Genomic DNA, 11,423 nt, shown 5'->3' with positions numbered 1-11,423 from the left:
CGTATGAAGCGGCCGTGTTCTGGGAGGAAACACATGAAGGGAATGATGATGCACCGTCCGCTGAAAATCGCGGACCTCATCACCTTTGCAGCGGATACCTATCCGGCCGGTGAGATCGTGTCCGTGAGGACGGAAGGCGATATTCACCGCACCACCTACAAGGAAACCGCCGGCCGGATCGCCCGGCTGGCACATGGCCTGAAGGCACTCGGCATCACTGAAAGCGACCGGGTGGCGACACTTGCCTGGAATGGCTACCGCCATTTCGAGCTCTATTATGCAATTTCCGGCATCGGCGCCATCTGCCACACCATCAATCCGCGGCTTTCAGCGGAACAGATGATCTATATCGTCAATCACGCCCAGGACCGGGTGCTGTTCGTTGATCTCACCTTCGTGCCGATCGTTGAAAAACTTCGGCCGCATTTTCCGGCAGATCTGCGGATCGTCATCATGACGGATCGTGCGCATATGCCCGAAACGACACTGGAAGGTGTGCTCTGTTACGAGGAAATCCTTGACGGACAGCCGGGTGAAATCGACTGGCCGGATTTCGACGAGGACCAGGCCGCCGGGCTTTGTTACACTTCCGGCACGACAGGCAATCCGAAGGGCACGCTCTATTCGCATCGCTCCACGGTGCTGCATGCTTACGACATGTGTGTCACCATTCCCCGGGTCCTCAACGAGGGCTCGCGCATCCTGCCGGTGGTGCCGCTGTTTCACGTCAATGCCTGGGGCCTGCCTTATGGCGCGCCGCTTTCCGGTTCCAGCCTGATTTTTCCAGGCGGCGCACTGGACGGCAAAAGCCTGTTCGACCTGATGGACCGCGAAAAGGTCTTCTCCGCCTGGGGTGTGCCGACTGTCTGGATAGGTCTCATGAACGAGATCCGCCAGCGCGGCCGCATTCCCGAAGGCTTCGGCGATATCGTCGTTGGCGGATCGGCTGCCTCGCGCTCTCTGATCGAGGCCTTCGAAAAACAGGGCATCAATGTCTGCCATGCCTGGGGCATGACGGAAATGAGCCCGCTCGGCACCCAGTGCAACCTGCCGCCGGAGATGGCGGATCTGCCGTTCGACCAGCGCATCGACAGGAAGCAGAGCCAGGGGCGGCGGATCTTCGGTGTCGACATGAAGATCGTCGATGATGCCGGCAATCGCCTGCCGCATGACGGAACGACCCCGGGCCATCTCTATGTGCGCGGCAACACGATCACTTCCGGCTATTACGAGGATCCGGAAGCCTCGAAACCCGTGTTCGACAAGGAAGGCTGGTTCTGCACCGGCGATATCGCCGCCATCAGTCCTGAAGGCTTCCTGACGATTACGGACCGTTCCAAGGACCTCATCAAGTCGGGCGGCGAATGGATCAGCTCGCTCGATCTGGAAAACATCGTCATGTCTCATCCGGGCGTGGCGAATTGCGCGGTGATCGCGGTACCCGACGCCAAGTGGGACGAGCGTCCGCTGCTCATCGTTCAGCCGTCGGAGGAAGCGCAGCCGCAGAAGGAGGAGATCCTCTGCCATCTGGCGGAACGGGTCGCCAAGTGGCAGGTGCCGGATGACGTCGTCTTCGTCGATGCGTTGCCGATGACGGCAACGGGCAAGGTGTCGAAACTCACTTTAAGAAAACAGTTTCCGGAGGCACCGCATGACGCCTGATCACTTGTTCGGCCTTGGCGGCAAAACGGCACTGGTTACAGGTGGCGCGACCGGGGTCGGCCGAATGGCCGCCGAGGGGCTAATGGCCGCGGGTGCGCGGGTGATGATCGCCAGCCGCAAGTTGGAAGCCTGCCAGGCGGCTGCCGAAGAGCTGAACGCGCTCGGCTATTCGGGAAAGGCCGAAGGCTTTGCCGGGGACGTTGGAACGGAAGAAGGTGTTGCGGCGCTGGTGGGCGAAATCGGCAAGCGCACCGGCAGCCTGGAAATTCTGATGAACAATGCCGGCACAAGCTGGGGCCAGCCGCTTGGCGACTTTCCCTATCACGCCTGGGAACGGGTGATGCGGGTGAATGTCACCGGGTTGTTCCAGCTGACGCAAGGCCTTTTGCCGCTTCTGGAAGCTGGCGCGAGCGACGACGATCCTGCACGGGTCGTCAACGTCGGCTCGGTCATGGGGGAAACGGCCCATGGCGACAGGGCCTACAGCTATGCGGCATCCAAGGCTGCTGTTCATCATCTGACGCGGATCCTTGCCAAAGAGCTGGCGGCACGGCGCATCACAGTCAATGCGCTGGCCCCGGGACCTTTCGTCAGCAACATGACGGCCTTTGCAACGGCGGACGAGGATGTCCGCTCGCGTGTGGGAGCCCAGGTGCCACTCGGCCGTGTCGGCCGGCCGGAGGATATCGCAGCCGCCATGCAATATCTGTGCGGGCGAGGCGGGGCCTATATCACCGGCGCCATCCTGCCCATCAGCGGCGGCATCAATGTGGAAACCGGGCCAGACCTCTTCCAGGAGGCCTATTGAGTGAGCGCTGATACGCTGTCACGCACCCTTGCCGCAAGCGAGCTGGAAACGCTTGTCGGAACGGAGGTTGGCGTGTCTTCCTGGTACCTGATCGACCAGGCCAGGATAGACGCTTTTGCCGAGGTGACGCAGGACCACCAGTTCATCCATGTTGATCCTGAAAGGGCGGCGGAAACACCTTTCGAAGGTACGATCGCGCACGGGTTTCTGACGCTGTCGCTCCTCTCCGCGATGGGGGTTGAAGCCCAGCCGAAGATCAAGGGCGCAACGATGGGTATCAATTACGGTTTCGACAAGGTGCGTTTTCTTGCACCCGTAAAGGTGGGCAGCCGGGTCCGCGGGCGGTTTGTCCTCGCCCGTCTTTCAAGGCCGAAACCGCAAGAGGTTGATATCGTCTGGCAGTCGACGGTGGAGATCGAAAACGGCAAGCGGCCTGCGCTGGTCGCCGAATGGCTCAACAGGTTCTACCTGGAAGGAGAGGCGGACAAAACATGTTGAAGGCAAGATCCCTTCCCAAGGCTCTGCAGGGCTTGAGGCTTCCGGCTGTTGCGGCACCACTCTTTATCGTCTCCTGTCCTAAGCTGGTGATCGCCCAGTGCAAGGCCGGCATTGTCGGCAGTTTTCCGGCGCTCAACGCAAGGGACGAGCCTGGCGGTCCGGTAGTTCTGGAAGCCTGGCTGAAGGAGATCACCGAAGCGCTGGACCGGCACAACCAGGAAAATCCGGATCGGCCTGCCGCGCCTTTCGCGGTCAACCAGATCGTCCACCGGTCCAATGAGCGGCTGGAGCGGGATGTCGAAATCTGCACGCGATGGAAGGTGCCAGTCTGGATCACGTCCATGGGCGCGCGGGTCGAGGTGAACGAGGCGGCCCATTCCTGCGGCGGCATCGCCCTGCATGATGTCATCAACAACACCTACGCAAAAAAGGCCGTCGAAAAAGGCGCCGACGGGCTGATTGCGGTCGCGGCAGGGGCAGGTGGTCACGGTGGCCCGCAGTCGCCTTTCGCGCTGGTGCGCGAGATCCGGGAATGGTTCGACGGTCCGTTGCTTCTGGGCGGGGCCATCTCCACCGGCGAAGCGCTGCTGGCGGCCCGCGCTCTGGGCGCCGACCTCGGCTACGTTGGTTCGCCTTTCGTTGCGACGGAGGAAGCCAACGCGGACCGGACCTACAAGGACATGATGGTCGCAGGCGGGGCCGAGGACGTGCTGACGTCCTCGCTCTTTACCGGGCATCCGGCCAACTACCTGAAAGGCTCCATTCGCAAGGTCGGTCTCGACCCGGATCATTTGCCGGACGAGTGGGATGTCAGCGTCATGCCGGACGACAGCCCCAAGCCGAAGGCCTGGCGGGAAATCTGGGGCGCTGGCCAGGGCATCGGCGCGATCAAGTCCGTCGGGCCGGCAGCCGCCGTGGTCGAGCGCCTGGAAACCGAATACTGCGCCGCCATCGAGCGGCTGCGCGCCGATATCTGTTAGGGGGAAGTGATGGATCTTGGAATGACCGACCGGGTGCGGCCGCTGATCGAGCAGGTGCGCCAGATGGTGGAAACCGAAATCGCTCCTCTCGACCGGGAATATCACGAGGAAGTCGGCCGTCACCCGTCCGGTGACCGGTTCCGGATGACGGAGCGCCAGCTTGAAATTCTGAACAGCCTCAAGGCCACGGCCAAGGAACGCGGGCTCTGGAATTTCTGGCTGACGGACAGCGAAAAGGGCTTCGGCCTGACGACCGTGGAATACGCCTATCTGGCCGAGGAAATGGGCAAGGTCGGCATTGCCGCGGAAGTCTTCAACTGCAATGCCCCCGACACGGGCAATATGGAAGTGCTGGAGCGCTACGGCACCGAGGCTCACAAGGAAAAGTGGCTGAAGCCTCTGCTTCGGGGCGATATCCGCTCGGCCTATCTGATGACGGAGCCCGATGTTGCCTCCTCGGATGCCACCAACATCGCGCTGACGGCTGTGCGCGATGGCGATGCCTGGGTGCTGAACGGCGACAAGTGGTGGGCAACGGGTGCGGGCGATCCGCGCTGCGCGCTCTACATAGTCATGGCCGCAACCGATCCGGACGCCCACAAGCACAGCCGCCATTCCATGTTCCTGATCCCGGCGGATGCCGAGGGCATCGAAGTGCTGCGGCCGATGCATGTCTTCGGCGCCGACGATGCGCCGCACGGCCACATGCATATCCGCTTCACCAATGTGCGGGTGCCGCAGGAAGACCTCGTGCTGGGTGAAGGTCGGGGTTTCGAGGTTGCACAAGGACGCCTCGGTCCGGGCCGCATTCACCATTGCATGCGGGCCATCGGCCAGGCGGAAAAGGCGCTGGAACTTCTGTGCAAGCGAGCCATGGGTCGGGAGGCCTTTGGCAAGAAGCTGATGGATCTTGGCGCCAATTACGACATCATCGCCAATGCGCGGATGGAAATTGAAATGGCCCGTCTGCTCTGCCTCAAGGCAGCCTGGGTGATGGACACACAGGGCACCCGTGCCGCGCAGCCGTGGATCAGCCAGATCAAGGTGGTGGCGCCCCTCACCGCCCTGAAGGTGGTCGACGAGGCCATGCAGGTGCATGGCGCCGCCGGTATCAGCCAGGACTTTCCGTTGGCGGCCATGTGGACACACCTGCGCACTCTTCGCTTTGCCGACGGTCCCGACGCCGTCCACCGTCGCCAGGTTGCGCGCACGGAGCTGCGGAAATATTCCAACGGGAAGCTTTGAGGATGGACTTTCTTCAGGTTTCTATCAGGAGCGACTGCCACGACGCCTTACCTCTCCACCTCCTCATCCTGAGGAGCCGCCCTTGCGGCGTCTCGAAGGATGGGCCCCTTGCTCCAGATTTTGCCGCCCATCCTTCGAGACAGCGCTGCGCGCTTCCTCAGGATGAGGAGGTGGGGAGGAAAGCGGCCGATGGACTGGTTCAAGGAATGGGTTTTACCACATGGGCGTCCCGCTCATGACCCCGGGCACGGACCTCGACCTCACGGCCCTCAGTAGCTGGCTGGAAGGGGCTCTTCCCGGCTTCAAGGGCCCGCTCAAGGCCGAGAAGTTCAACCGGGGGCAGTCCAACCCCACGTTCCGGCTCAGCGCAGCGTCTGGTGACTATGTCCTTCGCCGCAAACCACCCGGCGTGCTGCTGAAATCAGCGCACGCGGTCGAGCGTGAGTTCCGTGTGCAAAAGGCGCTGGCCGGGTCGGATGTGCCGGTCGCACGCATGCATGTCCTGTGCGAGGACGACAGCGTGATCGGGTCTGCGTTCTACGTCATGGATCTCGTCCGGGGCCGCAATTTTGATGAGCCGCGATTGCCGGATCTGGATCCGCAAACACGGCGCGGCATCTATGACGAGCTGAACCGCGTCCTGGCGGCCATCCATGGCATTGATCTGGAAGCGCGCGAGCTTGCCGATTACGGCCCCGGCGGGAATTACTACCGCCGCCAGATCGACCGCTGGACCAAGCAATACCGGGCAAGTGAAACCGGCCCTATTCCCGCGATGGACGAACTCATTGCCTGGCTAGACGCCAATGTGCCCGAAGACGACGGACGGCGCACGCTGGTGCATGGCGACTATCGCATCGACAACCTCTTGTTCGCGGTAGATGGGCCAGCCTGCGTTGCCGTGCTCGATTGGGAACTGTCGACCATCGGCCATCCGTTTGCCGATCTGGCAGCCTTGATCATGCAGTGGCAGCACCCGCCCGGGACCGAAGGCCGGGGGCTGGCCGGCGTTGACCGGAAGTCGCTGGGCATTCCGGAAGACCAGGACTTCATCGACGCATACTGCGCCCGCATGGGGCTCACCGGCATTCCGGGTTTCGGTTTCTACCTGGCCTTCGCCTTCTTCCGCATGGGGGCGATCCTGCAGGGCGTCAAGAAACGCGCCCTCGACGGAAATGCCTCCAATCCGGAGCTCGGTCTGAAGCTGGGCGAGAGCGTTCCGCACTACGCCGCTGGCGGCTTGAAGGCGGCCCGACAAGGCTAGACTCCCTCCAGAAAGCCGCAAGAGGCTCGTCCGGGGTGACATCTTGTGTGGTGGCGTATGCTTTTCCCCATCAACACCGCGCGCAGCGGCGCGGCTTGCTGCCCTTAGTCACCCCTTCGTGTTCATCTCCGCAAAGGTTCCACCAGTTTCGGCGATCTGCCGCAGGAGAGCCGGAACTTTCCAGTAGTAGGCGTCTTCCCTGGCATACTCTTCGATCCGGCGAACCAGTTCACCCGCGCCGATGACATCTGCCGTGTGCAGCGGGCCGCCGCGGAAACGCGGGAAGCCGTAGCCGTTGAGGAAGACGGCGTCGATGTCGATGGGGCGAAGCGCGATGCCTTCCTCCAGAACGCGCACGGCTTCGGAAATCATCGCGGTCATGAAGCGGCTGACGATTTCATCTTCCGTGAAGCTGCGCGGCGTGACACCGGCCTTCTCCCGTTCCGCGTCGATGATCGCGAGCGCTTCCGGGTTCGGCCGGGAACCCTGATCATCGTAGATGTAGAAACCCTGACCGGTCTTGCGTCCGAACCAGCCGTTCTCGCAAAGACGGTCTGCAATCGGAATGTAGCGTTCCTCGGCGGGTCTGGTGGCGGCGCGGCGCTTGTTGGCTGCCCAGCTGATGTCGAGCCCGGCAAGGTCGGCCACCTGGTAAGGCCCCATGGCAAAGCCGAAGCCGCGCATGGCCGTGTCGATCTGTTCCGGCGAGGCGCCATCCATCATCATGTAATCGGCGGCCTTCTTGTAGAAGGTCATGATGCGGTTGCCGATGAAGCCATCGCAGACGCCCGAGCGCACGGCGATCTTCTTCAGTTTCCTGGCCAGTGCGAAGCCGGTCGCAACCACGTCGTCGCCGGTCTTGTCGGCAACCACCACTTCCAGAAGCCGCATTACGTGGGCGGGCGAGAAGAAGTGAAGGCCGATGACATCCTGCGGGCGGGAGGTCGTCGCAGCGATCTCGTTGATGTCGAGATAGGACGTGTTCGAGGCAAGCACGGTGCCTGCCTTGCAGACCTTGTCCAGCGTCTGGAAGATGTCGCGCTTGACGCCCATGTCCTCAAAAACGGCCTCGATGACGAGATCTGCATCCGATAACGCGCCAAGATCCGTCGAGGTGCTGAGTTTTGCGGCCAGAATGTCGTCGCGTCCAGCTTCCGAAAGCTTGCCGCGTTTGACCGCACCGTCAAGGTTCCTGGTGATCGTCGCAACACCGCGGTCAAGTCCGTCCTGGTCGCGTTCGGTCAAGGTTACGGGCAGGCCGGCCAGCAAGATGGCAGTTGCGATGCCGGAGCCCATGGTGCCGCCGCCGATGACACCGACAGAGTTGATCTCGCGCGCGGTCGCGGTGGCTTCGGGGATCTTGGTGACGGCGCGTTCGGAAAAGAAGGCGTGGATCAGGCCGGCCCGCTGGGGGCTTGCCATGCATTCCTCGTAGAGCCGGCGCTCTTCCTTCATGCCGTCGCGGATCTGCAGGTGGCAGGCTTCGACAGCATCGACGCATTTGTGCGGCGAGAACAGCAGCGGCTGGCTCTTGGCGAGCTTTGCCCGCATCGCCTCGATGGCGGCGGGATCCGGTTCGGCGGTCAGATCGCCCGTCTTGCGGTTCGGCAGATCACCGGCCAGAAGATCCTTGGCGGAGGAGAGGGCAACGTCACGCGGATCGCCTTCAACGATCCGGTCGATCAGGCCGTTGGCCAGGGCCTCGTCGGCACCCATAGGCTTGCCGCTGGTAATCATGTCGAGAGCCGTCGCGATGCCCGCAAGCCGGGGGGCACGCTGGGTGCCGCCGGCGCCCGGCAGAATGCCGAGCGTCACTTCCGGCAAGCCAACCTTGGATCCCGTCAAGGCGACGCGCGCGTGGCACGACATGGCAACTTCCAGGCCGCCGCCAAGGGTGGTGCCGTGCAGGACGCAGACGATCGGCCTGGAGGCGCTTTCGATGAAGTTGCACAGTTCGGGCAGCCACGGGTCGAGCGGCGGTTTGCCGAATTCGCGAATGTCGGCACCGGCAATGAAGGTCCGTCCCTTCGCATAAAGCGCGATCACCTCAACGCCATCGGTCTGCTGCAGGGTTTCCACTGCCTGCCACAAGCCAGAGCGGATCGCGTGGGAGGCAGCATTCACCGGCGGATTGTCGAGAGCGATGAGGCCGACAGAGCCGTTGATCTCGATCGAGACGACGTCGTTGATACCGGTTTCGCCGGCAGGGGTTTCCGTAGGCATGAATTCCTCCCAGGGCGCCAGTCGAGGCGCGAATTTTGGGCCGGATTGTCAGGTCCGGGCAGAGCTTGTCAAGGTGACCGAAGAGGGCAAGTGAAGTGTTCAGTCCTTCGGCGGTGCTTTCGGTGTGAAAGCACAGCGGTCAGGTTTCAGGTCGATAAGCGGGGTGCCGTCGAGGCAGTCAAGCCCGCGCACGATCAGGTTCGGACCATCGACGGAAACGAGTTTTGCCAGAACGGTGCCGATCGGGTTCGGCCGGACGGGCGAGCGCAGGGCAAACGTGCCGAAAATGTTGTCGCTATGTGCCGGGTTCTGGACGATGAGATCCCGCCGGGCCTTGTCGAGCCAGTAAAGCAGTTCAATCTTGTCGTATTCTTCGATGCCCTTCAGTGCCGGGACCCAGGGCTCGAAAATCTCGATCCGGCACTCTGGTCCGTCCACCTTGCCCTGACGCGGGCAATCCTTGCGGTCTTTCCAAGGAGTGTGGATCCTGCCGATGAAGAAGAGCCTTGCATCGTCCGGTTCCTGGATCGGAACCGAAATTTCATGCGGGCGGATATCGCTCATCGTTGTCTTTCCTGAATATATGCCGGAACACTGAAGGCGGCGCGGGTCAAGCGGACAACCAGCGGACGGCGCCGTGGCCGGCCAGGTCATAACCGCCGAGCGCCGCGGCCTTGTCCCGGAACTCTGACGTTCGTGCAAATTCGAACAGCATCTGAACAGGCGGGGTGAAAAAGGAGCGCCGGTCGATAAGCAGGTCGAAGCATTCCTCGGCCAGCGGCACGAAGGCCAGCTTGAAAGGTCTTGCCGCGGTTTCGATGCCGAGCGCGGCATCGGCTTCACCGGCGGCAACGGCCGACGCCGCATCGTTTTCCGTGTGGGCGGTGGCAGGGCCGGTGATCAGATCTGCTTCGCTCAGGCCGGCATCGGCAAGCAGCCTGGAAAACAGGAGGGCAGTGCCGGTGCCCGGCTGGCGCATGGCAACGCGCTTGCCTTTCAGATCGGCAACGGATCGAACAGTCGGTGCAGCCTCCCGGGAAACCAGAAGGCCGCGTTTGCGGGATGCCCAGCTGATCAAGACAGCGTCCTTCAGGCCCAGCTCGCTGACTGACGCGACATTCCAGCCGTTTTCTTCCGGCAGATGCAGGCCGGCAAGGGCGGCGTCTCCGGCGGCAAAGCGGTTCAGACCGTCCGCGCTGCCGTTGCACAGCATGGCCAGTCCGCAACCGGAAGCATGAACCGCCCAGTCCAGCAGGGGGTCGTGTGATCCGGCCAGAACGCCCGGGCGTTCCGGTGTCGCGGCGGCAGTCGGACCTTCGATCCAGGACCGCAGTTCGGCTGCGGGAAACAGGAGTTTGCCCGTGATTCGCCGATGCGGGATCTCGTTGGCGGCGGCAAGGTCGTAAACCTTGCGTTCCTTGACCCGCAAAAGGTCGGCCACTTCCTTCGTGGTCAGGAACTGAAGCTGCTGTGTGCCGGTGTCGTGCAAGGTGTTGCCCATGATTGATTCAAGGGACATTATCGGAGGAACTTCCGGAGAGACAAGACTGTCCGGAAAGACTTCGCCTGGTCGGTTTGACGGATAAAGGAAACCGTACCGCCCGGGCCGGATTTTTCTGACCTGATTTTTTAAAAAGTGGAATAAATTTCCTCAAAGTTCGAAAAGAGGAAATCTTTTATTTTTATCTTTTGCCGGATACGAGAGGAATTGTCTCACCTCGCGTGACTTGCTAATGAAGCTTTAATGAAGGCAAAAATGCCTCGTTCAAAGAAGCAGCAATGGCTTCCGGGGGTAACAAAAAGAATATGGATTACTTTCTACAGCAGCTGATCAACGGCGTGACGCTAGGGTCGATCTACGGCCTGATCGCCATTGGCTACACGATGGTGTACGGCATCATCGGGATGATCAACTTCGCCCATGGTGACATCTTCATGGTCGGCGCCTTCATCGCGCTGATCTTCATCGTCGCTTTCGGCATCACGGCAGGCCTGCCAGTGGCGCTCCTCATTCTGGCGCTGATCGGTGTCCTGGTCATTTCGATGGCCCTGACGGCGGCCTGGGGATGGACGGTCGAGCGGATCGCCTACCGCCCTCTGCGCGGCTCCTTCCGCCTGGCACCGCTGATCACCGCGATCGGCGCTTCCATCACGCTTCAGAACTTCGTTCAGATCTCGCAGGGCGCGCGCAACAAGCCTCTGCAGCCCCTGATCTCCGGCGGCTTCACGCTGAGCGACGGCGGACCGGACGGAACCGGCTTCATCGTGCAGCTGTCCTACACGCAGATCCTGATCATCGTGGTGACCGTCGTTCTGATGGTCGGCTTCACCTTCCTGATAAACAAGACCTCTCTGGGCCGTGCGCAGCGCGCCTGCGAGCAGGATCGCAAGATGGCGTCGCTCGTCGGTGTCAACGTCGATCGGACGATCTCGCTGACCTTCGTCATGGGTGCAGGCCTTGCGTCCGTCGCCGGCCTGATGTTCCTGCTCTACTACGGCGTGATCGACTTCTACATCGGCTTCCTGGCCGGCGTGAAAGCCTTCACCGCTGCGGTTCTTGGCGGTATCGGCTCGCTGCCTGGTGCCATGCTCGGCGGGTTGCTGATCGGGCTCATCGAGACCTTCTGGTCCGGCTATTTCTCGGTCGAGTACAAGGACGTTGCCGCCTTCTCGATCCTGGCGATCGTGCTGATCTTCATGCCCGAAGGCCTGCTCGGCAAGCCGGAAGTGGAGAAGGTCTGAT

At 62.0% G+C, this 11,423-nt stretch carries 10 protein-coding genes; 7 read left to right on the top strand and 3 right to left on the bottom strand.

Annotation, left to right across the window (positions count from 1 at the left end):
- Window positions 1-33 precede the first annotated feature (33 nt).
- The 6 genes from FIU93_RS04410 to FIU93_RS04385 all read left to right on the top strand — a co-directional run bounded on the left by FIU93_RS04410 (window position 34) and on the right by FIU93_RS04385 (window position 6,457).
- Entirely contained in the window at window positions 34-1,662 is a 1,629-nt protein-coding gene (locus FIU93_RS04410) for a long-chain fatty acid--CoA ligase (RefSeq protein ID WP_152504926.1), read from the top strand.
- Window positions 1,652-2,470, top strand: coding sequence for an SDR family NAD(P)-dependent oxidoreductase (locus tag FIU93_RS04405; RefSeq protein WP_152504925.1), 819 nt, complete (start codon window positions 1,652-1,654; stop codon window positions 2,468-2,470). The genes FIU93_RS04410 and FIU93_RS04405 overlap by 11 nt, the downstream gene beginning before the upstream one ends.
- On the top strand, window positions 2,471-2,968 hold the full coding sequence (locus FIU93_RS04400; protein ID WP_022999217.1) for a MaoC family dehydratase: 498 nt from the start codon (window positions 2,471-2,473) through the stop codon (window positions 2,966-2,968).
- Window positions 2,962-3,948: a nitronate monooxygenase family protein gene (locus FIU93_RS04395; protein ID WP_152504924.1), complete on the top strand. Its 987-nt coding sequence runs from the start codon at window positions 2,962-2,964 to the stop codon at window positions 3,946-3,948. Before FIU93_RS04400 ends, FIU93_RS04395 begins: the two co-directional genes overlap by 7 nt.
- A gap of 9 nt (window positions 3,949-3,957) precedes the next feature.
- Window positions 3,958-5,193 carry an acyl-CoA dehydrogenase family protein gene (locus FIU93_RS04390; RefSeq protein WP_152504923.1) on the top strand — a complete coding sequence of 412 codons (1,236 nt, stop codon included), beginning with the start codon at window positions 3,958-3,960 and terminating at the stop codon, window positions 5,191-5,193.
- 220 nt (window positions 5,194-5,413) lie between these two features.
- Complete coding sequence (locus FIU93_RS04385; RefSeq protein ID WP_022999213.1) at window positions 5,414-6,457, top strand: phosphotransferase family protein; 1,044 nt, start codon at window positions 5,414-5,416, stop codon at window positions 6,455-6,457.
- Between the two features lie 108 nt (window positions 6,458-6,565).
- On the opposite strand, the gene FIU93_RS04380 is transcribed toward FIU93_RS04385, so the two are convergent.
- The 3 genes from FIU93_RS04380 to FIU93_RS04370 all read right to left on the bottom strand — a co-directional run bounded on the left by FIU93_RS04380 (window position 6,566) and on the right by FIU93_RS04370 (window position 10,199).
- Window positions 6,566-8,680 (bottom strand): 3-hydroxyacyl-CoA dehydrogenase NAD-binding domain-containing protein, encoded by a 2,115-nt coding sequence (locus FIU93_RS04380; RefSeq protein ID WP_152504922.1) that lies wholly within the window; start codon window positions 8,678-8,680, stop codon window positions 6,566-6,568.
- Between the two features lie 99 nt (window positions 8,681-8,779).
- A complete protein-coding gene (gene tsaA / locus FIU93_RS04375; protein ID WP_152504921.1) occupies window positions 8,780-9,244 on the bottom strand; it encodes a tRNA (N6-threonylcarbamoyladenosine(37)-N6)-methyltransferase TrmO in 465 nt (154 codons plus the stop codon).
- 46 nt (window positions 9,245-9,290) lie between these two features.
- Entirely contained in the window at window positions 9,291-10,199 is a 909-nt protein-coding gene (locus tag FIU93_RS04370; RefSeq protein WP_235814906.1) for a helix-turn-helix transcriptional regulator, read from the bottom strand.
- A gap of 287 nt (window positions 10,200-10,486) precedes the next feature.
- Here FIU93_RS04370 and FIU93_RS04365 point away from each other — a divergent pair, with 287 nt between their 5' ends.
- The gene (locus FIU93_RS04365) at window positions 10,487-11,422 is read left to right on the top strand and encodes a branched-chain amino acid ABC transporter permease (RefSeq protein ID WP_022999209.1); all 936 of its coding nucleotides are present in this window, start codon (window positions 10,487-10,489) and stop codon (window positions 11,420-11,422) included.
- The last annotated feature ends 1 nt before the right edge of the window (window position 11,423 follow it).

This window comes from Labrenzia sp. THAF35 (assembly GCF_009363595.1).
Classification (GTDB): domain Bacteria; phylum Pseudomonadota; class Alphaproteobacteria; order Rhizobiales; family Stappiaceae; genus Roseibium; species Roseibium algicola.
The sequence above is the reverse complement of the archived record's forward strand: the minus strand, read 5'-3'. Positions and strand labels throughout refer to the sequence as shown.